General features: G+C 64.5%; 17 protein-coding genes. 6 read left to right on the forward strand and 11 right to left on the reverse strand.

Going from position 1 to position 22,925, the window contains the following annotated elements; genetic code table 11:
* Window positions 1-27: 27 nt before the first annotated feature.
* The 3 genes from ACSLGO_RS14170 to ACSLGO_RS14180 form a co-directional block, all read right to left on the reverse strand.
* Window positions 28-2,139, reverse strand: coding sequence for an FAD-dependent oxidoreductase (locus tag ACSLGO_RS14170; protein WP_436401337.1), 2,112 nt, complete (start codon window positions 2,137-2,139; stop codon window positions 28-30).
* 113 nt (window positions 2,140-2,252) lie between these two features.
* A complete protein-coding gene (locus ACSLGO_RS14175; RefSeq protein ID WP_436401338.1) occupies window positions 2,253-2,492 on the reverse strand; it encodes a hypothetical protein in 240 nt (79 codons plus the stop codon).
* Between the two features lie 104 nt (window positions 2,493-2,596).
* The gene (locus ACSLGO_RS14180) at window positions 2,597-4,063 is read right to left on the reverse strand and encodes a P-loop ATPase, Sll1717 family (RefSeq protein ID WP_436401339.1); all 1,467 of its coding nucleotides are present in this window, start codon (window positions 4,061-4,063) and stop codon (window positions 2,597-2,599) included.
* Window positions 4,064-5,015: 952 nt separating this feature from the next.
* Between ACSLGO_RS14180 and ACSLGO_RS14185 the strand changes: the two genes are divergently transcribed.
* Both ACSLGO_RS14185 and ACSLGO_RS14190 read left to right on the forward strand, forming a co-directional pair.
* Complete coding sequence (locus tag ACSLGO_RS14185; protein WP_436401363.1) at window positions 5,016-6,197, forward strand: DNA cytosine methyltransferase; 1,182 nt, start codon at window positions 5,016-5,018, stop codon at window positions 6,195-6,197.
* 7 nt (window positions 6,198-6,204) lie between these two features.
* Entirely contained in the window at window positions 6,205-7,104 is a 900-nt protein-coding gene (locus ACSLGO_RS14190; RefSeq protein ID WP_436401340.1) for a NotI family restriction endonuclease, read from the forward strand.
* Between the two features lie 490 nt (window positions 7,105-7,594).
* Here the strand turns inward: ACSLGO_RS14190 and mmsB are convergent, their stop codons facing one another.
* The 3 genes from mmsB to chvE form a co-directional block, all read right to left on the reverse strand.
* Window positions 7,595-8,803 carry a multiple monosaccharide ABC transporter permease gene (gene mmsB / locus ACSLGO_RS14195; protein WP_386886750.1) on the reverse strand — a complete coding sequence of 403 codons (1,209 nt, stop codon included), beginning with the start codon at window positions 8,801-8,803 and terminating at the stop codon, window positions 7,595-7,597.
* Window positions 8,800-10,410, reverse strand: coding sequence for a multiple monosaccharide ABC transporter ATP-binding protein (gene mmsA, locus ACSLGO_RS14200; protein WP_436401341.1), 1,611 nt, complete (start codon window positions 10,408-10,410; stop codon window positions 8,800-8,802). Before mmsA ends, mmsB begins: the two co-directional genes overlap by 4 nt.
* A 75-nt stretch (window positions 10,411-10,485) precedes the next feature.
* Window positions 10,486-11,607, reverse strand: coding sequence for a multiple monosaccharide ABC transporter substrate-binding protein (gene chvE / locus ACSLGO_RS14205; RefSeq protein WP_152274906.1), 1,122 nt, complete (start codon window positions 11,605-11,607; stop codon window positions 10,486-10,488).
* A 949-nt stretch (window positions 11,608-12,556) separates the two neighbouring features.
* Here chvE and ACSLGO_RS14210 point away from each other — a divergent pair.
* Window positions 12,557-13,168 carry a rhodanese-like domain-containing protein gene (locus tag ACSLGO_RS14210; RefSeq protein ID WP_436401342.1) on the forward strand — a complete coding sequence of 204 codons (612 nt, stop codon included), beginning with the start codon at window positions 12,557-12,559 and terminating at the stop codon, window positions 13,166-13,168.
* 90 nt (window positions 13,169-13,258) lie between these two features.
* Here the strand turns inward: ACSLGO_RS14210 and ACSLGO_RS14215 are convergent, their stop codons facing one another.
* The 5 genes from ACSLGO_RS14215 to ACSLGO_RS14235 all read right to left on the reverse strand — a co-directional run bounded on the left by ACSLGO_RS14215 (window position 13,259) and on the right by ACSLGO_RS14235 (window position 18,829).
* Window positions 13,259-14,695: an amidase gene (locus ACSLGO_RS14215; protein WP_436401343.1), complete on the reverse strand. Its 1,437-nt coding sequence runs from the start codon at window positions 14,693-14,695 to the stop codon at window positions 13,259-13,261.
* Between the two features lie 2 nt (window positions 14,696-14,697).
* Window positions 14,698-15,978, reverse strand: a complete 1,281-nt coding sequence (locus tag ACSLGO_RS14220) for an amidohydrolase (RefSeq protein WP_436401344.1) — start codon at window positions 15,976-15,978, stop codon at window positions 14,698-14,700.
* 61 nt (window positions 15,979-16,039) lie between these two features.
* Complete coding sequence (locus ACSLGO_RS14225) at window positions 16,040-16,765, reverse strand: hypothetical protein (protein ID WP_436401345.1); 726 nt, start codon at window positions 16,763-16,765, stop codon at window positions 16,040-16,042.
* A gap of 29 nt (window positions 16,766-16,794) precedes the next feature.
* Entirely contained in the window at window positions 16,795-17,538 is a 744-nt protein-coding gene (locus ACSLGO_RS14230; protein ID WP_091607419.1) for a DUF5058 family protein, read from the reverse strand.
* Window positions 17,539-17,551: 13 nt separating this feature from the next.
* Window positions 17,552-18,829 (reverse strand): M20 family metallo-hydrolase, encoded by a 1,278-nt coding sequence (locus ACSLGO_RS14235; RefSeq protein WP_436401346.1) that lies wholly within the window; start codon window positions 18,827-18,829, stop codon window positions 17,552-17,554.
* A 332-nt stretch (window positions 18,830-19,161) separates the two neighbouring features.
* Here ACSLGO_RS14235 and ACSLGO_RS14240 point away from each other — a divergent pair, with 332 nt between their 5' ends.
* The 3 genes from ACSLGO_RS14240 (at window position 19,162) to ACSLGO_RS14250 (ending at window position 22,923) form a co-directional block, all read left to right on the forward strand.
* Window positions 19,162-20,169, forward strand: coding sequence for a LacI family DNA-binding transcriptional regulator (locus ACSLGO_RS14240; RefSeq protein ID WP_436401364.1), 1,008 nt, complete (start codon window positions 19,162-19,164; stop codon window positions 20,167-20,169).
* A gap of 121 nt (window positions 20,170-20,290) precedes the next feature.
* The gene (locus ACSLGO_RS14245; protein WP_152274909.1) at window positions 20,291-21,049 is read left to right on the forward strand and encodes a LamB/YcsF family protein; all 759 of its coding nucleotides are present in this window, start codon (window positions 20,291-20,293) and stop codon (window positions 21,047-21,049) included.
* The gene (locus ACSLGO_RS14250; RefSeq protein ID WP_436401347.1) at window positions 21,046-22,923 is read left to right on the forward strand and encodes a 5-oxoprolinase/urea amidolyase family protein; all 1,878 of its coding nucleotides are present in this window, start codon (window positions 21,046-21,048) and stop codon (window positions 22,921-22,923) included. Before ACSLGO_RS14245 ends, ACSLGO_RS14250 begins: the two co-directional genes overlap by 4 nt.
* The last annotated feature ends 2 nt before the right edge of the window (window positions 22,924-22,925 follow it).

Consider the following 22,925-nt stretch of genomic DNA (forward strand, 5'->3'; position numbering starts at 1 on the left):
AACGGCCCGGCTGCGTGAGCGAAATCCTTAGAGCTCCGCAGTCACCTTCCACGAGGAGTGGATGGCCCCGTGGATGTAGTTCACCGCGCCGGCGTCACCGACGACGTCGCAGGGGATGCCCGCGTTCCGCAGCTCGTCAGCGAGCGGTGCTGCCGACGTCGTGCCGTCTGCGTAGACCACCATGGCGGCGGGTGCGGAGAAGGACTCCTCCCCCACCGTCCATTCCACGGACTTCTCGGTGATGCGGGTGATCACGGCGTTGCGGTGGATCTGCACGCCGTGCTTCTTGGCGTCGCTGACCGCGGTCCAGCGGCGCGGCATGGCCAGCGGCAGGCCGAGCTGCTGCTTCTCGTGCAGCAGGGTGACGCGGCGTCCGCGTTCGGCGAGGAACTCGGCCAGTTCCAAGCCCACCAGGGAGCCGCCGATCACCACTACGTCCTTGCCCATGGGCAGCCAGAACTTGGTGAACTGGCGGACGAACTCGGGGCTCTTGGTCACGCCGGAAAGCCGGCCCATCTTGCCCAGGGTGCTCAGCACGGCACCGGCTTCCTCGGCTGTGGCGGTGCCGAGCATCATGGCGCGCAGGGTGTCGCCGGTCTGCACGATCGGCAGGTCACCGCCCGGGAAGTCCGGCTTGGGGCGGACGGCGCCGGTGGCCACGATGACGTGGTCCGGGTTCAGCGCGCGGATGGTTTCGACGGTGGCCGGAGTGTTGAGTTTGACCGCGATGCGCAGTCGCTTGATCTCGGCCTTGAACCAGCGCATCAGGCGCTCGTTGTCCGGCGTCGTCATGGTGGAGAACCACATGGTGCCGCCCAGGCGGTCGGACTTGTCGATCACGGTGACGCGGTGGCCGCGTTCGGTGAGTACGCGCGCGCTTTCCAGACCGGCAGGGCCGGCGCCGACGACGAGCACGTGCTTGGCTTGCGAGGCGGGTTTGAGCGGGAGCACGGCTTCGTTGCCGAGGGCGGGGTTGACGGCGCAGAAGGGGGTGTCGTCGAAGAAGTTCTCCGCGACGCAGAGGTAGCAGTTGATGCAGGGGCGCACCTCGCTGAACCTGCCCTCGCGCAGTTTGTTGGGCAGTTCGGGGTCGGCGAGGAGCTGGCGGCCCATGGCGGCATAGTGGATCTTGCCTTCGGCGATGGCCTTTTCGGAGATCTCCGGAAGCATACGGCCGACGGCGATGACCGGGACATTCACCGCTTCCTTGATCGCGGCGGCGTTCTCCAGGTAGGCGCCCACCTTGTTGGGCAGCGGGCCGTCGGTGAAGTTGTCGAACGGGTTCCGGCCCCAGCCGGTGACGTGGATGGCGTCTGCGCCGGCTTCCTCGAACAGCTTGGACGCTTCGATCGCTTCGGCGCGGGTGAGGCCGCCTTCCTGGCCGTATTCTTCGCCGGCGACGCGGACCAGGATGGCCAGCTTATTGCCGACGCGTGCCTTGACGGCGGCGATGACTTCGCAGGCCAGGCGGGCGCGGTTGGCGAGGGATCCGCCGTAGGCGTCGGTGCGCTTGTTGTCCCGCTGGTTCAGGAAGACACCCAGGATGTAGCCGTGGGCGGCGTGGATCTCGATTGCGTCGGCTCCAGCCTTCGCGATGCGTTCGGCGGCGTCGGCCCAGGTCTGGATCAGCCAGTCGATGTCCTCCTGGGTCATCTCCTTGTAGGTGGTCTGCTTGCCGGCGGTCGCGGCACCCATCTTGCCGAGTTCTTCCCGGGTGCAGTCGGCCAGTGCGGACATGTCGTAGGTGTAGTCCTGCGGGTTCGGCGCGAGGACCGCGCGGTCATTGGCGACGTCGACACGGGCTACCTTGCCGTGGTGCGTGGACTGGATGCAGAGCTTGCTGCCTGCCGCGTGGATCGCATCTGCGAGGGCTTTCAGACCGGGAATGTACTTGTCATCGGAGAGCCCCGGTTCCTTCATCGACGCCGCGCCGACGGGGAACGCAATGGCGCAGGCTCCGGTGATGATCAGGCCTGCACCGCCTTTGGCGCGGGCAACGTAGTGGTCAATCTCCGTCTGTTCGATTTCGCCGTGCTCGGAGACGTTCATGTCCATGGCCGGCAGAACGATGCGGTTGGGGGTTTCCATCGGACCGATGCGGCCGGTGGCCATCAGGTGCGGGAAAGCTTTGGTGCTCATAGTTCAATTTTAGTCGTGTTGTTTACGCCGTATACACGGATTCGCGGGTGCAGGGATGTGTTCTGTGCGACAGGCACGTGGGCGCCTGTGACAAACGTCGGTGCGCGGGCGCGCTACTCCTGCGGTCGGAACCGAGAGAGGAAAATGCGTTCGAGCGGGATGTCCGTGGGGCCGCGCTGCTGGGCAGGTTCACGCAGTACATCTTGCTGGATCCAGCACAGCGTCGGCGGGCTCGTCCGGTTGCCCGGGGCTGACGAGGCGAAGGAGCCATCCGGCGTGGCAGAGAGGCCGCTTAGCGGCATCACCGTCATTCCGAAGCCGAGCAGCGTCGGCGGACCGTCAACTAACGCCAAGTGTCCTGATTCCATGAGCCCAACGACACTAGAAGCCAGCTTGCTGCGGCGCTCGTCGCTCCGCCAGTTTCTACACACCCCCTTCAGTTGCCCAACCTGCCCCGCTAACTTTGACCAGCAGGCTCCCGAGCCCGATCATCGCTCCAGGGGCGGTTCCATGCTCTAACTAAGGCGTCATGGAGAAGGAACGTATACCTAGTACTGAAGCCGCCCCCGGAAGTTTGGCGGAAGACGAAGTCAGTGTGTCGCCCGTTCTGTATGCCGATTCCCCCAGTTTCGAACATCTGCTTCAACAAACTACGAATCTGACTAGGACTGAGCTCCCCATCAAGTTCTTTAGTCATATAATCAAAATTAAACCGCCTAGATGGTGCAGTCCGGAGCGCATCCTTGAAATTGCCGAGCTGTCTTGCATGGCCTGTAGGCAGTATGCCTGCGAGATTATCGAAAATCTCGCCCACAAAATACTCCGAGCAATAGGTATTCACAGCCCTTAATGCATTCGCTTGAGGAACTGGCCCGCTTCTCTTAAACTCTCGCTGAAGGTGCGTTAGTAGAGCGACAAGATCCCTGGGCAACAATCTCGTATTATCCAAAAGATACTCGGCCATCTCAGTGTGTGGCCCCTTCGAAAAAGGTTTCTTTAAATACTGACTTACAATATTTGTGACTTCCGGTTTACTCACTTGCGCTTTCCGGGTCACCAAATCCCATAGTTCATTTCTCGCACCGATACCGTTCTTGTGCCAATCAAGATAGACGGAATGGGTTTTTAGTTTGTTGATTTCTGGCCCGGGAAGAACATCAAGGATGTCGGATCGCACTGCGGTAAGAATTCTGATAGGCAGATCAACGCGACTTAGTTCTTTGTTCACGCTGCTCATAGCCTGCATCAACCCAGCCAAGGACGACCACTCATTGTCTGCTTCAAAAAAGAATGAATCCAGTCCGTCTATCGAGACAATGTGACGACTTGAGGTAGTGACTGCGAGAATCTCCGATCTGATGTAAGCACTCATCTCCAGCGGACTTATATATGTTTCATTGAAACGATTTTCAACGCTAAAGATTTTGGCATCAATCTTGAGCGTACCGCCAGTCCATCTGCTTACTCGCGATAGCCAGTCCCCCTCAATATACCCTCGCTCCTTGAGGGATTTTATCATCTTAACAAAGGAAGACTTGGCTGTTATGCCTTCATCTTTGCTAAGAGATTCAGCGATTCTAAGCCAGAGCAGGAACTCCCATGAGGACTGCGCCCTTGAGCTTCCAACCGATAGACCCGAACTGATCGTGGTTATGTCTACAATCGGGAAAGTATTTAGATTCCAGTAAGAAAAGAAACGGTCATGGCGCTCCTCCCATGACAGGCGGATATGCTCTAAGACGGCTGATTTACCGGACCCTTTTGGTCCAATCACGAGCCAAATGTGTCCTTGAGTCGCACCGTATGCAGCATTCTTATAGTCGAAGTACCCATTTGTGAGCAGCAGGGGTTCATCGTTTGCCTCTTCACCCGCATCGAGCTGACCGAAATGGAGATCTTTCAGGGGCGGGAGTTGAGTATGCATGATGGGAGTGTATCCGATGCCTCAGCTTATTCATATACACAACTTTTACGTCGCGGTATATATGCAGCTATCCTGCCAATTCTCGAATCCTCTTCCCTGGACCGTGATAGTGCTGTCCTTGATTAGTGTCAAAGCTCGCTGATCTAGTTCCTAGGAGCGCGGTAGCGTCCGGCTTTGGACGGGTTCCCCTCACGACGTGAGCATCGGCACCGAACCGCGAGACGTTCTAAGGCCTAAGTATGATGAAAAGACCAAACCAGAGCCACCACTGACCAAGCCGATAACGTGCCTGGGGACGTTCGTATGTATAGAAGGGGCCGAGCACAGGGACAACATGATTCCACTGCGCAGCACGACCTGTTCATAGCCTGGAGTTGGCTTGATGCACTCACTTCCTCTCATCGTCAGTTTCCATCATGCGACCATCGTGGCGAATCGACGTGTCTAGCGATTTTGTAGCCGGCTTCACACCCCTCGGTCGGGCGGAGTACTGCACCCGACCGAAACTCTGGGGCCAGACGATGGAGGACGCTACCGGGAACAGCCGAACATCTGCAGGAAGAGCGATCTCCCGATCAAGTGGCCACGTTGGGTCGCCGAGGACAAAACGTAGACTTCCCACTCGGCCCGACAACCACAAGCGGCATTGCGTAGCCTATGTAGTGCGGCGTACCACTTTTATCACCTCACGGTATCGGGGGATCTCATGGCGCTCTGGCTCCTAATATCGCTCTCTAGTTCGCCCAGGAGTAGCAGTCAGCCATGGCAGATGTGCGGCGAGGAGAGGGATGGCCATAGTTGCATGACATGAGAGCGTGAGCTCCCTCATGTAACGGTTTAGCCACACGCGAGCTGGACACAACACGTCTTCTACGCTAGGAAGCCGGTAGCTCTGCTGCTATACAGTTGGAGCATGCAACGCACGGTCCCCAGCTCTTCTGTCACGTACACCATGATTGACCTATTCGCCGGCGCGGGCGGACTGTCCGAAGGGTTGCGAGAGTCTGGGTTCACTAGTCTGTATGCCAACGAGGTTGTGGAGCGGTACTCAGAGACCTTTAGGGCCAACCACCCGGATGTCCTTGTAGACAATCGTGACGTCCGGCAAGTAGACGCGTCCCAGGTGCGGGAACAGCTGGGACTAGCTCGTGGAGAATTGTCACTAATTGCGGGAGGGCCTCCTTGCCAAGGGTTCAGTGTCAACGCACCAGTTCGCAGTAAAGATGACTACCGCAATCACCTCTTCCGCGACTTCCTGCGCTTTGTAGATGAATTCTTGCCGACTGCCGTACTGATCGAAAACGTCCCAGGATTGGTATCTTTCGAGAACGGCGCTACGCTCGCTGCAATCATTCAGGCTCTAGAAGAACTCGGTTATAACGCAGATGTTCGTATACTCTACGCGCCGCTGTATGGAGTACCTCAGACACGGTGGAGAACCATAATCTTGGGCTTCCTCGACGGAGATCCTCGAGACGCCTTCCCGAATCCCACTCATAGCGCTCCCATGCGTGTCAATTTCACCAGCACATTCCGAGGGCAGAATATCGTTGTCATGCCGGCAGAAAACGATTTGAAACCCCATACGAGCGTGCGGGACGCAATCGGGGATCTGCCAGCCCTCGTCAACGGAGAATCAGGGGACCCCGTGAAGGAATACGCCAGCCCGGCACAGAACCTGTACCAACAGAGACTGCGTTCGCGTTCTACCGGCGTTATGAACCATGAGGCTGCACGCTTGGGCCAGGTTAACATTGAAAGACTTCAGCACATCCCCCCAGGCGGTAACTGGACCAACATTCCGACGGAGCTATTACCAGCCGGTATGAAACGGGCACGTCGGTCGGACCACACGAAACGCTACGGACGATCACTTCCAGACGCTCTATCGTCTACGATCCTTACCAAATGTGATCCGCATTGGGGTGCCTACTTCCACTACAGCCAGGACCGTATATTCACGGTACGTGAAGCTGCGAGGATACAGTCGTTCCCTGACCACTATCTTTTCAAAGGATCGAGAATTGAACAATACGAACAGGTAGGGAACGCGGTCCCACCGCTACTCGCCGCCGCGGTAGGTGCTAGTATCCGTGCCACGATTGCTTCAAGCAGGTTGCCCCTGGCGGTATAGTGGAGGGATGTCTCATGTTTCTGAGTTTTTCGGTTTTCCGGTAACGGATGTAAGTGCGGCTGCTATTGGCGCAGCCAGAAATCTATATTGTCCGTTCCTTGACCGGACTTGCGTTAAGACGCTAAGTGACGGACTCATTTCCGGAGCATGCGCAATAAAACCCGCAAACAGTCCTGCTGTCATATGCTGCCCGAATCGACTTTACGCCGAAAACTACAGTTTTCTTCTGGACGTTGCCGCGAGGGCTTTCCCGGCTGGGCTGGAACTCGTCCCCGGGCCTGGGGCGCTGACGAATGCCCAGGAACGAGGGCAACAAGTTATAGGGGTTTTTGGAAAGCGCTGGGGAGGCGAACTGCGCCTCCCCCAACGTTCAGGAGTTGGGAACTACTTCGTGGACTGGATACTAGCGCTTGTCGATCCCGTGGAGGGGCTCACCGAATTTGTGGCGGTTGAGGTGCAGACGATCGACACTACTGGAAATTATCGGGCCAGTCGGACAGCACTCTTGGAGAACCGCGAGATTGCGAAAAGTTCAGCCGGCCTAAACTGGGAAAATGTCAACAAGAGGATTTTACCACAGCTCATATACAAAGGACAGGTCCTGCAGCGCGAAGAGGGATGCAAAAAGGGCTTGTTCTTTGTCTCGCCAACCCCCGTATACGACAGGGTCATGCGCCGCCTTGGGGGCGAAGAGGGACTAACCAAGTATCACCTTCAACCTGCGTCAATCACTTTCATGTCGTACGATTACGGTGATTCTTCTCCACAATCGTCGGGCCAACCCATGCCTCTCAACCTTGATCTCGTGCACAGTACGACTGTCTATAAAGTTCAAGAACGCTTCAACAACGTAGAGCTGCCATCACCGAATGTTTACCGGGACGCCATCATTCGCAGCTTCTCATAATGGACAATGAGCTTCACGGGTCCGCGGCTAATTTGGGCACCCGTCCCAACAGAGTTAACTGACAAACTCTGGGGCTAGAATTGTCCCCATACAATCGAACTTTATGGTGCCACCAATCGGGCAGTTAGAGCGATTCGCGAAGGATTCCTGATACGCTGCACCGATTCCCGGCACCCGCGAAACCGGTGTACCAGCGCTCTCTGCCACACCGAGGTACTTCGGAGATCCGTAAAATTGCTCTGAGCCACTGTTCTGCAGACGCTACCACCATCGTTGACGAAAAAGACCAATTACCCCTCCCGGTCGCTTGCCAGCGCCGGTAGCACTTGTGGTCAGCGCCCGTTGAGCATCTGTTCGTTCCCCTTTTCGTGAGCCCATTGAACACCGCGGTGTCGTGACTCACTTTTAGCCTGTCCCAGCGACAACTACGGCGACCGCCCTCGTCCGCAGGACGGCCGCCCTCGTTGCCCGGCAGCCTACCCGCCCCCGCCTACCGTGCGCTCCTCCCCCGCCGGGCGAACCCGACGGCCACGGCCAGCAGCAGCACCAGGCCCTTGATGACCTGCTGCCACGCGGCGTCCACGGACAGGATGGACAGGCCCTGGTTCAGCACACCCATCACCAGGCCGCCGATCACCGCACCCACCACCGTGCCCACACCGCCCTGCACCGACGCGCCGCCGATGAACACGGCAGCAATCGCATCGAGCTCGAAGCCCTGCCCGGCCGAAGCCACGGCACCGCCGGCACGCGCCGTGCTCACCACGGCAGCCAGCCCGGCCAGAAAGCCCATGTTCACGAACACCATAAAGTTCACCCAGCGGGTTTTGACCCCGGACATCATGGCCGCGTGCAGGTTCCCGCCCATCGCGTAGATGTGCCGGCCGAACACGGTCCGGTTCAGCAGGAACGAGTACGCCAGCACCAGCCCGGCCAGGATGATCAGGATGATCGGCGTCCCGCGGTTGTACGCCAGCAGGTAGCAGAGGTACATGATCGCGGCGACGGCCACGGCGTTCTTGAACACGAACGACGCCGTGCGCTCCCGCGGCAGGTCAAGCTTCCGCAGGTCATTGCGCGCCTTGAGCTGCTGCACCACCAGCGCCACGGAGGCAAGCGCCCCGATGCCGAGCGTGAGCAGGTCCGGCGTGCCGGTAGTCGGCAGCGTGCCGGAGCCAATCGCGTTGAACGGCCGCGGCAGGCCGGAAATGGTTCCACCGGTGAGCAGGATGAGCGCGACGCCGCGGAACACCAGCATCCCGGCCAGCGTCACGATGAACGCGGGTATCCCCACGAACGCCACCCAGAACCCCTGCCACGCCCCGATCGCGGCACCCACCACCAGGGACAGGATGACGGCAGCCCACCAGGGCATACCCCAGCTGTTCATCGCCAGCGCCGCGATCGCCCCCACGGTCGCGACCACCGACCCCACGGACAGGTCGATATGCCCGGCGATGATCACCATGACCATGCCGATCGCCAGGATCAGCACGTACGCGTTCTGCTGGATGAGGTTGCTGACGTTGCCCGGATACAGCAGCCGCCCGCCGGTGAGCACCTGGAACAGCAGCACGATCACCACCAGCGCGGCAAGGATGCCGTACTGCTGCAGGTCGATCCGCATCCGTTTCCGGCTGGTGCCGCCCGCAGGCGGCGGGGCAGGCGTCTTGGCCTGTTCAGGAGTTGTTGTGGTCACGTCCCTTGCGTCCCTTCACTTCCAGCGGATGTCGTTCGGACGGAGCCGGGAGCGGCGTCCGTGGCCCCGGTTCCGATCCTGGCGGCCGTCATATGCCGCATCAGTTCTTCCTGCGTTGCTTCGGCCCTTGGCACCTCGGCGGTGAGCCGGCCTTCGGCGATGGTGTAGATGCGGTCGCAAAGCCCGATCAGCTCCGGCAGCTCACTGGAAATAACGACGACGGCCTTCCCCTGCGCGGCCATCTCGTTGATGATTCCGTAGATCTCAAACTTGGCGCCGACGTCGATGCCCCGGGTGGGTTCGTCCAGGATCAGCACGTCCGGCCCCGAGTAGATCCACTTGCTCAGCACCACCTTCTGCTGGTTTCCGCCGGACAGGTTCGCCACCACGGCGGCCACGGTCGGGGTGCGGATGTTCATTTTCTGCCGGTAGTCATCGGCCACCGAGTATTCGCGGTGCTTGTCGATCACACCCAGCCGGGCGAGCTTCCCCAGAGCCGCGGCGGACACGTTCACCACCACGGAACCGATCAGGTTCAGCCCGTACCGTTTGCGGTCCTCGCTGACGTACGCGAGTCCGTGCCGGATCGCTTCCCCCACCGAGCGGGTCTGGATTTCGACGCCGTCCTTGAACACCCGCCCGGATACCCCGGTTCCCCAGGACCGGCCGAAGATGCTCATCGCAAGCTCGGTGCGCCCGGCACCCATCAGCCCGGCAAACCCGACGATCTCCCCGGCCCGCACGTTAAAGGACACGTCATTGACCACCACGCGGTCCACGTCGATCGGGTGGTGGACAGTCCAGTCCTCCACCCGGAACTTCTCCTCGCCGATCTGCGGGTTCCGGTCCGGGAACTGGCTGTCCAGCGGGCGTCCGACCATGGCCCGGATGATCCGGGTTTCAATCTCCTCCGAATCCTCCACCGGGAAGGACTCGATGGTCTTCCCGTCCCGAATCACCGTGACGGTGTCCGCGATGGCACGGATTTCCTTGAGTTTGTGGGAGATGACAATCGAGGTGATCCCGCCCTCGCGCAGCTGGTCGATCAACCCCAGAAGGTGCGCCGAGTCACCGTCGTTCAGTGCCGCCGTCGGCTCATCCAGGATCAGCAGCTTCACCTCCTTGGACAGCGCCTTGGCGATCTCCACCAGCTGCTGCTTGCCGACGCCGAGCTCGAGGATCTTCGTGGCCGGGTTCTCGTCCAGGCCGACGCGTTTGAGCAGCGCCGCGGCCTGCAGGTTGGTCTGGTTCCAGTCGATCACCCCGCCGCGCTGCACCTCGTTGCCCAGAAAGATGTTCTCCGCGATGGACAGGAACGGGCTGAGCGCCAGCTCCTGGTGGATGATCACAATCCCGTCCCGCTCGCTGTCATTGATGGAGCCGTAACGCACTTCCTGCCCGTCCAGGGAGATGGTGCCCGAGTAGCTGCCGTGCGGGTAGACGCCGCTGAGCACGTTCATCAGCGTGGATTTGCCGGCCCCGTTTTCGCCGCAGATCCCGTGTACTTCACCGCGCCGGACGGCGACGGACACGCCGTCGAGCGCGCGGACGCCGTTGAACTCCTTCACGATGCCGTCCATTGACAGGATGACGTCCTGATCGATCATTTCTTGCCTGTTCTGTCCGGAGGGTGCGGGACACGACGACGGCAGTCGCCGTCGTGCCCCGCGGGGCTGGGTGCCCTAGAGTCCGACGTCGCCGGCCTCCACGAAGCCGGAGTCCACCAGCTTCTCCTGCACCTGGTCCTTGACCACTACCTGCGGTTCGAGGATGTAGGTGGGGACCACCTTCACGCCGTTGTCGTAGGTTTCGGTGTCATTGACGTCCACCTCTTCGCCGTTGACGATCTGCTCGATCATGGTGTCCACCTGGGCACCCAGTTCGCGGGTGTCCTTCCAGACGGTCATGGACTGCTGGTCCGCGAGGATCGCCTTGATGTTCGCGACGTCGCCGTCCTGCCCTGTGATCACCGGCCAGTCGGTGCCGGGGGTGTAGCCGGCACTGGACAGCGACTGCTCGATGCCGAGCGCCAAGCTGTCATTCGGGGACAGCACGACGTCGACCTTGTCGCCTCCGGTGTAGAAGGACTGCAGGCGGTTGTCCATTTCCGCCTGCGCGTCCGCCGAACCCCAGCCGAGGATGCCGATGGACGCCCAGTCATCATTCGAGGCCGGGGACTTGCCGGAGGGAACCACCAGCTGGCCGCTCTCCACGTAGGGAAGCAGCACATCCCAGGCGCCGGAGAAGAAGAACTTGGCGTTGTTGTCATCCGGGCTGCCGGCGAACGGTTCGAGGTTGTACGGGCCCTCGCCGTCGGCCAGGCCCAGCTGCTCCTCGATGAACTCGCCCTGGAGCTGGCCCACCTTGTAGTTGTCAAACGTGGCGTAGTAGTCCACGGCGTCGGTCCCGTTGATCAGCCGGTCATAGGCGATCACGGTGACGTCCTGGCTCTTGGCGTCCTCCAGGACCGGGCCCAGGGTCTCTCCGTCGATCGCGGCAACCACCAGGATCTTGGCGCCGCCGGCCACCTGGTTCTGGATCTGGGAGATCTGCTGGTCTGTCTTGTCATCGGCGTACTGCAGGTCAACGGTGCAGTCCCGGGCCTCGAGGTTTTCCTTCAGTCCTTCGCCGTCATTGATCCAGCGTTCCAGGCTGCGGGTGGGCATGGAGATGCCCACGTTGCATTCGACGCCGTCGCCGCCTTCGCTGTCACTGTTCGTGGTGCCGGCGGGGGCGCAGGCCGCCATGCCTGCTGCCAGGCCGAATGCCAGGAAGACGGCCGAAACATTCTTTCTTCTGCTCATGGTCGAACCTTTGAAAAGGATCCTGCCGCCGGCAAGGAACTGCGCGGCGAGACTGCGGGAAACATCCTCGTGACCCGGACGGCTGGATCGAGCGGATACAACGCTGTAGCGCCCTGCCGGTACCCCTACCGACAATTTGTAGGCGAGCACAACATATGCCCGTGACGTGGATCACGGCAAGGGGTTTCCGGAACGTTATGCAAACGCAATGCGTGGGTTTGGGGAGGTTTTGCGGGCTGCGGGGTTGCAGTGTTGGGGCGCGAGCGCTCGGTGGGGCGGGCGGCGCTGGGGCTGCGGCGGTGAGCCGGTAGGATCCGGCGCGAGCGTGGGCGGTAGGGGCGGGCGGCGCGGCCGCGAGCGGGAAGGCGGGCGGCGCGCGTGGGCGGTAGGGGCGGCGGCGCGGCCGCCAGCGGGAAGGCCGAGTAATGGCATGCATGGGCTGCCGGCGACGCTGATCCCCTTCGGAGAATCCTTTGTCGCAATAACGCTCTTATCAGAGTCAGGAATTCATCCTCTGCTGCAATAACGTCCCCTCCACCGAGCGAGAGCAGCGTTATCGCCACACACGACGCCCTCGAAAAGCTCCCAAGCAGCGTTATCGCCACACACGATGCCCCCGAAAAGCTCCCAAGCAGCGTTATCGCCACACACGATGCCCCCGAAAAGCCCCCAAGCAGCGTTATCGCGACACACGATGCACCTCCACCCGCTGAAGCACTCGCCCAGCACTCGGCTTGGCTCGAGAAGGCCGCTTGGGACGTTCGTCAAGAGCAAAAACACACATTTGCCCCAAGAACCAGAGACGCAGGGAATCTCCGCCGCAGCGCCGCAGGCTAGCCCGGCCAGCCCAGCCAGCCCAGGGCCACACGGCGTAACATCCCCTGACTTCTCCCAGATTCAGCTCATAGGGTGGGTGCTTGACTCCGGCCACTCCAACCGAAGGATCCGCATGTCACCCGCTGCCACCGCAGACACCACCAAGTCCACCGCAGAGACCGCCAAGACCATCGACGCCGCCACCCTGAAGTCCCTGCTCGAGGACAACCCGAACCTCACCGTCATTGACGTCCGCAACCCGGCAGAGTTCGAGTCCGCGCACATCGCAGGTGCCCACAACATTCCCCTGCCACTGCTCTCCGCGCACACCGTTGAGCTGGCCGCCCGGCTGCAGGACGGGGTCGTGCTGATGTGCCAGTCCGGCGTCCGTGCAAAGCAGGCGCAGGAACGCCTGGCAGCAGCCGGACTGCAGGGCGGACAGGTGCTCACTGACAGCGCCGCCGACGTCGAAAAGGCCGGCGGCGCCGTGGTCCGCGGCCGGCAGGTCTGGGGCATGGAGCGCCAGGTGCGTTTTGCGGCGGGCAGCCTCGTGGGCCTCGGCCTGCTTGCCGGACGCATCGCGTCGCCGAAGTTCCGGGTCCTGGCCGGCGGTATCAGCGGCGGTCTGGTGTTCTCAGCCCTCTCCAATACCTGCGCCATGGGCAAGGCCCTGGCCTACCTGCCGTGGAACCAGGGCGCCTCGGAGCCGTCCTGGGAAGAGATCCAGGCAAAGCTGGACCGCTAAGGCCAAGAACAGCGGGAGCACGCGCCCCGGCTCCTGTTCGTTCAATGCTCGGCCGGCGGACTTACGGGCCCGCAGACACGGTCGGAACGCTCAGGCCACCGGCGGCGCCTGCCAGGCGAAGCCGGTGGCCTGCTCGAACGCCCGGGCCACCTGCAGCAGCTCAAAGTCCTCGTTGTGGTTCATCACCATCTGCATCCCCACGGGCAGTCCGCCGGAACTGAACCCGGCGGGCATGGACAGCGCCGGCAAGCCGGTGGCGGAGATGACGCAGGCCGCCCGCATCCAGTCCAGATAGGTCTCCATCCGCACACCGTTGACCGTCTCCGGCCAGCGCAGCCCAGCGTCGAAGGGCAGCACCTGTGCAGCAGGCGCCAGCAGGACGTCATAGTTCCCGAAGAAGTCCTGCACAGCCAGGTGCAGGCGTGTGCGCGCCGCGGCAGTCGCTGCGAAATCCTCCGCGGTGAGTGCCAGCCCCTGGTCCACGTTCCAGTGCACCTCCGGCTTGACCGCTTCCCCGTGCTCGCGGACCAGTGGGCCAAAAGCGTGCACAAACTCCACGGCGCGGGTTTTCCGGAAAACGGTGTCCGCGTCCCGCAGGTCCGGGCACGCCTGCTCCACCCCGGCGCCGAGCTGTTCGAAAACGGCCAGCTGCCCCTGCAGTACAGCCAGTACCTCCGGTTCCACCGGAATGCCCAGCCCAAAGTCCGGCGTCCAGGCCACGCGCAGCCCGGTCAGGTCCCGGTCCAGCGGCCGGGCGAAGGACTCCGCGGCCAGGGCTGCCTCCGGCGGACGCCGGTGGTCCGGTCCGGCGACGGCGCGGAGCATCAGCGCGATGTCCGCCACCTCCCGGGCCATGGGTCCGCTGCGGGACAGCCAGCTGTACACGTCCTTTGCCGGCCAGGACGGCACAGTTCCGGCGGAGGGACGGAACCCCACCACGTTGCAGAACGACGCCGGGATCCGCAGCGATCCACCCATGTCACTGCCGTCGCTGATGGCCTGGATCCGTGCGCCCAGCGCGGCCGCGGCTCCCCCGCTGCTGCCGCCGGCGCTGCGGTCCGGGGCGTACGGGTTGGTGGTGGTGCCGAAGACTTCGTTGAAGGTGTGCGACCCCGCCGCGAACTCCGGAACGTTGGTCTTACCCGTTGTTACCACGCCGGCCGCTTTCAGACGGGCAATGATCAGGTCATCCTCCTGGGGCACAAAGTCCCGGAACAGCGGCGACCCCTGCGTTGTGCGCAGCCCCCGCGTGGCGTGGGTGTCCTTGTGCGTCATCGGCAGCCCGTGCAGCAGCGGCAGCTCCCGTGCGTCCGTTTCCATGGTCCGCTGGTCCGCGGCCCGCGCGGCCTGCCGCGCCGCATCGGCGTCGAGGGTCACGACGGCGTTGATCGCCGGATTCGCGGACTCAATCTGTTCCAGATGGGCATCCAGGGCCTCCCGGGCGGACACGGTCCGGTTCCGGATGGCCGCGGTCAACTCAACTGCGGACATGTCCTGGATTACTGAGGTGCCTGCCGCTGCTGCCATATCTAACTCAGTTCGCCGGCACCGGCACCGGCCCCGGTGCGCCCCAGAATCGCGGCCAGGGCGGCGGTGAGTCCGGTTCCGAGTGTCGGTTCAACTTCCGGGGCGAACTCCGGCGAGTGGTTCCCTGCCACGTCTTCCCCGGCTTCCAGCCGGTCCGCCCGGGTGGAGCCGAACATCCAGTACACGGACGGCACACCGATGGCATCAGCCAGCAGCCCGAAGTCCTCGCTGCCCATCACCGGGGGCACCACGCGGACGTTCTCCTCGCCCAGCGAACCGCGGATTGCCTCGATAACCCCGGCGGCGGCGTCGGGCTCGTTGTAGCAGCGCGGGAAGCTGGAGATTTCCTCGACCAGCGGTTCGGGAGCGCCCGACGCCGCTGCCTCCGCAGCGAGGATGCGCCGCAGGGCGCCGAGCACCTGCTCGCGGACCGCGGGTTCGAAGCTGCGCACGTTGAGCGTGAACTCGGCGCTGCCCGGAATGATGTTTTCCTTCAGGCCGCCGTGGAAGGTGCCCACGGTGATCACGGCGGATTCGCGGGCGGGCACCTCACGGCCCAGGATGGTCTGGATCCGCACGATCATGTGGGCGCCCAGCACAATCGGGTCAATCGACTTCTCCGGCTGCGAGCCGTGTGCCTGCTTGCCAAGCACGGTGACCCGCCAGGAATCCGCCATGGCCATGGCGGTGCCGCTGCTGATCTCGATTCCGCCGGCGACGCCGGGCCACACGTGCTGGCCATAGATCACCTCGGGCTTCGGAGCACGGTCCCACAGTCCGTCCTCCACCATGGCGCGGGCACCGGCGGCGGTCTCCTCCCCGGGCTGGAAGATGAACACCACGGTTCCGGCCCAGGCCCCGGGGGTACGGGCCAGCAGTTCCGCGGCGGCGAGCGCCACAGACATGTGGGTGTCATGGCCGCAGCCGTGCATCACAGGCACCGCGGTGCCGTCCTCCAGGGTGCCGGTGGCGGTGCTGGCGTACTCCAGGCCGGTGTTCTCCCGAATGGGCAGTCCGTCGGTGTCTGCCCGGTAGCCCACCACGGGTCCCTCGCCGTTGCGGAGGATACCGACGACGCCGGTGCCGCCGCAGGTGAAAACCTCAAGTCCCAGCTCTTCCAGGCGTCCGGCCAGGAACGCCGCGGTTTCGGTTTCCTGCATGGACAGTTCCGGATGGGTGTGCAGGTACCGGTAGGTTTCGTGCAGCTTCTGCTGGTCTGCTGCGCCGTAGCCGAAGGTCTCCAGCAGGGCGATGGTGCCGGTGGATGCGGTGGTGGTGGTCATGGATTCGAGCCTTTCAGTTTCGGAAGAGGATGGTGCCCGGAGCACCGGGCCTGCTGGGGGGTCAGTTAACCAGTTCTGCCTTGCCGGCGGCCGCGTTGCGGTCCCGGACGAACCAGGCCAGCACCGCGGTGATCACTACGCTGATGCCGGTGGCGAGCTTGGCCAGGGCCGGAACCAGCGGTACCAGGACAAAGATCACGAGCAGCGCCACACCCACGGCAACGAGGGTGATCCGCGGCTGTTTGGCGGAAACCACCAGCTGCACCACCACGGCACCGATGATGGCCGGGAAAATGTAGATGCGGGTAACTTCCATGACCTCCGGCGGCACCAGGCTCAGCAGCCAGGTGCCCAGCAGGCCCACGAAAATCAGCATGGAGAGCACGTGCACCATGGCGGCACCGCAGATGGCCATGATCGCGGAGAAGTCCGCCTTCTTGGTGCCGGACCTCGCGCCGATGGTGGCCTGCGCAACCATCGCGGCGGGCAGCAGCTTGTTGGCCAGGTTGCCGATCATGAATGCCTGGTACATGGCGGCCGGACCCAGCACCGGGTAGTAGGTAATGGGCTCCACGAACCAGAGCACAAAGAATGAGGCGCCGACGGCGAGGGCTGCGGTGAGCACCATGGTGCCCGTGACCCCCAGGTCGGCAAAGAACACCAGGTAGGCGGGGCCGGCCAGGGACAGCAGCAGGGCTGCAAACATGGTCAGCTGGCCCCAGCGGGTGGTGGTGCGGTCGAATTCGGCAAGCGCGGTGGCGTTGGCGCCCGTGGCAGTGGTGGACATTAGCCGTTCTCCTTCGAAGATGGGAATGGTTAGGCGCCGGCAGTGTGGGCGAGGTACGCGATGACCAGGCCCAGGACAATGGAGATGCCCAGCCCCCATTCACGCAGCCAGGGGGCCTGCAGCCGCTTGGCTAGGAACAGGCACATGCCCATCACCGCTGCGGAGGCCGCAACTGTCAGTACGTGCACGCCGCTCTTGGGCAGTTCGGCTACGCCCAGGGAGGCGAAGGCGCCAAGCAGCGCTGCCGTGGGGATGATGGCCATTAGCCCCGGATTTACCTTGCGCAGCTTCGTGTCGCCGCGGCGCAGCAGGGGTGTGAAGATCAGGCAGCACACCATCCACATGGCCCCGGAAAGGCTCATGGCAGTGAATGCCACCGCGTAGACGGTCTGGGTGTAGTCGGCGCCGCCGAGTTCCGCGCCCATGGTGCCGGCGGCAATGGAGGCCGACGCCGTTTCGGTGGCGGCGGAGCCCACCAGGCCAATCCGGGTCAGGACGGCGGGGGTGCCGAACAGGGACAGCAGCGCGATGCTGACCAGCACCACCGCCAGCGACGGTCCGGTGGCGGCCACGGCTCCGGCCCGGAAGGAAGCACGCAGCTCGGTCTTGGAAATGTCCGCCGCGGGTCCGGCCTTGGCGGCAGCCTTCATGTAAATCAGGCTCTGGATGATGACGACGGCGAACACGGCGAGCGCGAACACCCACAGGATGGGGATGTTGCCGATGGCGAGGATGTCGGTGGAACTGCCGTTCCGGGCTGGGGCAAGGCTCATGGGGGTGCTCCTTTTAGGACGTGGCTGGGGCGAGGTGGGCGGTGTCCAGACGGACCAGGGTGTCCGCGAGGACCTGGACGCCGGTAGTGATCTGGCTGGTGCTGGTGAATTCCTCGGGGCAGTGGCTCCGGCCGCCGGCGGAGGGAACAAAGATCATGCCCATCGGGGCCAGCCGGGCCATGTGCACGGCATCGTGTGTGGCGCCGCTGGGGATCGGTGCCCAGGGGATGCCGGCGGCGTCGGCGGCCTGCGCGGCGAGGTCCTGCACGCTGTCTGCGGCGCGGACCACCGTGTTGTCGGTGCTCCAGCTGAGGTCCGCTTCCACGCCGTGCGCTGCGGCGCGGCCGGCGATCTCCGAGGCGAGCCGGGAGCGGGTTCCGGCCAGCCACGTCTCATCGACGCTGCGCACTTCTCCGTGCAGGCGGACCAGGGACGGCACCACGTTCGGCGCCGGCGAGGCGTTTTCCAGCCGGGTGACGGTGGAGACGCCGTGCTGCGGGGCTCCGCAGCCTTCCTGGCGGACGACGAGGACGGCTTCCGCAGCGGCCACCATGGCGTCCCGCCGGTCGGCCATGGGCCGGGTGCCGGCGTGGTCCGGGGAGCCGGTAAAGCTGGCGACCAGCCGTTCGATGCCGGTGATGGCGGTGACAATGCCCAGCGGCAGTCCGCGTTCCTCCAGGACCGGGCCCTGCTCGATGTGCAGCTCAACGTAGGCGTGCGGACGGCGCTCGCCGGTCCAGGGCGCGGCGGACAGCAGCGCCGCGGGGTCGATGCCGAAGTTCTCATAGGCCGCTGCCAGGGACCGGCCGCGGTAGTCGGTGCGCTCCAGGTCTGCGGCGGTAAGCTCTCCGGCCAGGGCCCGGCTGCCCAGGCAGCTGAGCCCGAACGGGTTGGATTCCTCCCCGAGGAAGTCCACCACCAGCAGGTCCCGCTGCAGCTTCACGCCCTGTTCGGCGAGCAGCTGCACGGCCGCCAGGGCCCCGAGGACGCCGACGACGCCGTCGAACCGGCCGCCGCCGTCCACCGTGTCGGTGTGCGAGCCGGTGACCAGGGCGGGTGCTGCCGGGTTGGTGCCGGGCAGCCGGCCCACCAGGTTGCCGGCCGCGTCCTGGTGGACTTCCAGCCCGGCCTTCCGCATCTGCCCCGCCGTCCAGGCCCGTGAGGCGCGGTAGGGCTCGCTGAACACTTCGCGGGTCCAGCCGGGCCTGTCACTGTCGCTGAAACCGGAGAGCTCGCCGACGGCGTTCTCCAGCCATGCGTCCAGGCCTGCGGCCGTTGCGGCATCGTGCATGCTTTTCCTCCAGCGCGGTAAATGCAATCGATTGCACAAACATTTCCAAAAAAGCCGGGCCTGCTGTGCCTGTGCTTGTCCGGCCCGGATGTGTTGCCACAGTTCCATGCCGGGACAATCCGCGTCCAGTGATTTTCCGGATATCGCTGAATATTTCCCGCACTATGTTGCGCCATGTAAATTCTTTTGATCAGAACGATTAACTGGCACCTGCCGGTCACCGACGCGGTTTACACTGGCCTGCATTCGGGAGCGCCGCGGGTGTCCCAGCGAGAGCCATCGGAGGCCAGGACATCAGCACCCAGAACGGTCCCGGGCAGCACCCGCCCAGCCTGCAGGACGTCGCCCGGCTCGCCGGGGTCCACCCCTCCACCGCGTCGCGGTCCCTGGCGGAATCTCCGGTACGGATCAGCGCCGCCACCGTTGCACGTGTGCGCGCCGCAGCCCGGGATCTCGGTTACCGGCCGAATGCTTCGGCAGCGGCATTGCGGACGGGCAGCTCCCGGCTGATCGGGGTGCTGGTGCACCGGCTCACGGACCTGGCCCTGTCCACCATGTACGCCGGAGTGGATGCTGCTGCCACGGCCGCAGGCTACAGCGCAGTGGTTGCGAACGGACTCGATGATCCCGCGGTCCGCCATGAACGCGTGGACGCCCTGCTGGCGCGCGGTATTGACGGGGTGATCCTGGCTGATGCGCGGCTGGATGACACGGTGGCCGAGAGGCTTGAGCGCCTTGGCGTTCCCTACGTCCTGGCCATGCGCACCCTGCCGGGCCATGCCAGCGTCAGTACCAACGATGTGGAAGGCGGCCGGCTCGCCGCACGCCACCTGCTGGAACTGGGCCACCGCACCGCAGCCGTGGCTGCCGGCGACGCGCTGACCAGCACCGGCCGGGACCGCACTGCCGGTTTCCGCCAGGCATTCGCCGACGCCGGGCTGCCGATTCCGGACCGCTATGTGGCGTCCACCGGGTTCGGCGTTGCCGCAGGACACCGGGCCGGGGAGCTGATCTGCCGGCAGGACCCGGCACCGAGCGCAGTGTTTGCAGTGGATGACCTCACCGCAGTGGGCGTGATCGGCGCACTCCGTGATGCCGGGCGCACCGTGGGAACCGACGTCGCGCTGGTGGGCTACAACGACGTCGAGCTGGCGGCGGAGCTGCCGGTGTCCCTCACCTCGGTGCGCTCGGACCGGGACCAGATGGGACGGCTTGCAATGCAGCTGCTGCTGGACCGGATCGCTGGCCGGCCAGTTCCCTCAACCCTGCTGCCTCCGTTGCTGGTCCCCCGTGCGTCGACGCTGGGGGCCTCTGTGCCGGGCGCGAGTCCGCCGGCCTGAGGGCGGGTTGGTTCGGCAGCCAGGCACCAGTTCTGAAACATACCGCCGCAGATTGTTGAACAATCGGGCGTGATCCCGCACACTTGGAGGACCCCGTTCCCGAGGCGAGTAAGGACCTGCCATGCCGATCATTGACCTGAACAGCGACGTCGGCGAATCGTTCGGCAACTGGGAGATGGGCGACGACGCCGCCGTCTTCGAGTCCGTTTCCTCGGCAAACGTGGCCTGCGGCTTCCACGCCGGCGATCCTTCCGTCATCGCCCAGACCTGCCGCGACGCCGTCGCTGCCGGCGTCACCATCGGCGCGCACGTGGGCTACCGGGATCTGGCCGGTTTCGGCCGGCGCTTCCTGGACTGCTCCCCCACCGAACTGGCCGACGATGTGCTCTACCAGCTCGGCGCCCTGCAGGCCCTGGCCCAGCACGCCGGTGCAGACATCCAGTACGTGAAGCCGCACGGCGCCCTCTACAACACGATCGTTCACCACGAGCACCACGCCCAGGCAGTCATCGACGCGATCCGCGCCTTCAACAAGGAACTCCCCGTCCTGTTGCTTCCCGGCGCCATCGCACTGGACAAAGCCGCCGACGCCGGAATGCGCGGAGTCTCGGAAGCCTTCGCAGACCGCAACTACAACCCGGACGGCACGCTGGTGTCCCGGCGTGAGCCCAACGCGGTCATTCACGACGCCGACCAGGTCACCGCCAACATGGTCCGCCTGGCCACCGAAGGCACCATCATCGCCATTGACGGCTCCGAAATCCCCATGAACGCCGAATCCATCTGCGTGCACGGCGACACCCCCGGCGCCGTCGCCATGGCCCGCGCCGTCCGCGCCGGCCTCGAAGAAGCCGGCGTCAGCATCCAGAGCTTCGTATGAGCCTCCCGCACGCCGCGGACGCGCCCGCCGGAACCATCACCGGCATCCGGCCCGCCGGAACCCGTGCGCTGCTGGTCGAGCTGGGTTCGCTGGCCGACGTCGTCGCCCTCCACACCCAGCTCAAGGCAAACCCCCTGCGCGGCCAGGTCGATGCCCTCGCCGCAGCGACCACGGTGCTGGTGCGCTTTGCCAGCCGCCGCGACGCCGTGGCCGGCCTGCCGCTGCTGCAGGCCCTGGACTTCACCCACGCGGATGCGGACGAACCGCGCACCGTCATCATTGAAACGGTGTACGACGGCGTCGACCTCGCCGAGGTCGCCCGACTCACCGGGCTCTCCGAAGAAGCTGTGGTCAATGCCCACACTGGTACCGCCTGGACCGCCGGATTCGGCGGCTTCGCCCCCGGTTTCACCTACCTCACCGGCGGCGATCCTGCCCTGAACGTTCCCCGCCGCTCCAGCCCCCGCACCGCGGTCCCGCCGGGCGCTGTCGCCCTTGCCGGCGATTATTCAGCTGTCTATCCCCGAGAATCCCCCGGCGGCTGGCAGCTCATCGGCCGAACCGCCGCCTCCATGTGGGACCTTTCCCGTCCCAACCCTGCTCTCATCTCTCCCGGCGACTTGGTCCAGTTCACCCCCATCCGAGAATTCCTCCCCACCACCTCCTCCCCTTCTTCTCCGGCCGATTCCAGGGATGCCGGGGTTTCTTCGCCAGCTAAGACGGGGCCACGAGCGAGCAGCAGCGGCGATTCCGTGAGCCCCGCATCGCCGAGCGAGGAACGAGGAGGCAGCGAAGGCTCAGGGTTCCCTCTCCGAGCTTGCGAGGAGGAGGGCGGAGGCGCAGCGCTAAGGGACAATGAGATGCCCGCGCCCACCCAAGGCGACCACTGCCACCTCGAGATCACCAACCCCGGCCTCCAGTCCCTGATCCAAGACCTCGGCCGCCCCGGCTATGCGGACTTAGGCGTCTCCGCCGCCGGCGCCGCCGATCCGCGTGCTGCCCGGCAGGCCAACCGGCTGGTCGGCAACCCGGCTGATGCCGCCGTCGTCGAGAACCTCTTGGGCAGCCTGGAACTCACCGCCCACGGCGACGCCGTCCTGGCGCTTACCGGCGCCGAACTCCCCGCGGACGTCATCGATCCCGCAGGCGTTCGCAGCCGGCCCGCGCCGCACGCCGCACCGTTCGCCCTGCTGGACGGGGAAACCCTGGTCCTGGGCACTCCGGTCCGCGGGGTGCGCGCCTACCTCGCCGTCCGCGGCGGGCTGGATGTGGACCCGGTGCTCGGCAGCCGCAGCACCGACTCGATGAGCGGCATCGGCCCGGCACCGCTGGCCGCCGGCACCCGCCTGCCGGTGGCGGTGGCGGGAAGCCTGCACGTCGGGGACCCCGAGGCTCCGGTTCTGGCCGCAGCCGGCGTCCCCGGAACCCTGGGCAACGGCATCGAACCCGCTCTGCTGCGCATCACCGCCGGCCCCCGGCAGGACTGGTTCAGCAACGGCGCCGCCGCTGCGCTGGCCGGCCAGACCTGGCTCACCACCAGCGAATCCAACCGGATCGGCGTCCGGCTCGCCCTGGACCCCCAGGACACAGCAGCCAGCCCGCTCACCCGCGCCCGCGACGGTGAACTGCCCAGCGAAGGTGTGGTGGCCGGCTCGCTGCAGGTGCCGCCGTCGGGCCTGCCCGTCCTGTTCCTCGCCGACCACCCCGTCACCGGCGGCTACCCGGTGATCGCCGTCGTGATCCCGGAGGACCTGCCGGTGGCCGCCCAGCTGCCTCCCGGAGATCCGGTGCGCTTTATCTTTGTTGACCCCGACACCCTCGCACCGCTTACCGCGGAGCAGGCCGCCGGACTGTTTCCCGAAGGAACCGAATGAAC

The organism is Arthrobacter sp. IK3 (assembly GCF_051337705.1).
Classification (GTDB): domain Bacteria; phylum Actinomycetota; class Actinomycetes; order Actinomycetales; family Micrococcaceae; genus Arthrobacter_B; species Arthrobacter_B koreensis.

What these genes read in the sequence shown, in the direction of transcription:
- ACSLGO_RS14225 (WP_436401345.1), bottom strand. Translation starts at nt 16,765, where the DNA reads ATGTCCACCACTGCCACGGGCGCCAACGCCACCGCGCTTGCCGAATTC.
- ACSLGO_RS14185 (WP_436401363.1), top strand. Translation starts at nt 5,016, where the DNA reads ATGATTGACCTATTCGCCGGCGCGGGCGGACTGTCCGAAGGGTTGCGA.
- ACSLGO_RS14190 (WP_436401340.1), top strand. Translation starts at nt 6,205, where the DNA reads ATGTCTCATGTTTCTGAGTTTTTCGGTTTTCCGGTAACGGATGTAAGT.
- mmsA (WP_436401341.1), bottom strand. Translation starts at nt 10,410, where the DNA reads ATGATCGATCAGGACGTCATCCTGTCAATGGACGGCATCGTGAAGGAG.
- chvE (WP_152274906.1), bottom strand. Translation starts at nt 11,607, where the DNA reads ATGAGCAGAAGAAAGAATGTTTCGGCCGTCTTCCTGGCATTCGGCCTG.
- ACSLGO_RS14235 (WP_436401346.1), bottom strand. Translation starts at nt 18,829, where the DNA reads ATGCACGATGCCGCAACGGCCGCAGGCCTGGACGCATGGCTGGAGAAC.
- ACSLGO_RS14245 (WP_152274909.1), top strand. Translation starts at nt 20,291, where the DNA reads ATGCCGATCATTGACCTGAACAGCGACGTCGGCGAATCGTTCGGCAAC.
- ACSLGO_RS14210 (WP_436401342.1), top strand. Translation starts at nt 12,557, where the DNA reads ATGTCACCCGCTGCCACCGCAGACACCACCAAGTCCACCGCAGAGACC.
- ACSLGO_RS14215 (WP_436401343.1), bottom strand. Translation starts at nt 14,695, where the DNA reads ATGGCAGCAGCGGCAGGCACCTCAGTAATCCAGGACATGTCCGCAGTT.
- ACSLGO_RS14250 (WP_436401347.1), top strand. Translation starts at nt 21,046, where the DNA reads ATGAGCCTCCCGCACGCCGCGGACGCGCCCGCCGGAACCATCACCGGC.
- ACSLGO_RS14180 (WP_436401339.1), bottom strand. Translation starts at nt 4,063, where the DNA reads ATGCATACTCAACTCCCGCCCCTGAAAGATCTCCATTTCGGTCAGCTC.
- ACSLGO_RS14170 (WP_436401337.1), bottom strand. Translation starts at nt 2,139, where the DNA reads ATGAGCACCAAAGCTTTCCCGCACCTGATGGCCACCGGCCGCATCGGT.
- ACSLGO_RS14220 (WP_436401344.1), bottom strand. Translation starts at nt 15,978, where the DNA reads ATGACCACCACCACCGCATCCACCGGCACCATCGCCCTGCTGGAGACC.
- ACSLGO_RS14230 (WP_091607419.1), bottom strand. Translation starts at nt 17,538, where the DNA reads ATGAGCCTTGCCCCAGCCCGGAACGGCAGTTCCACCGACATCCTCGCC.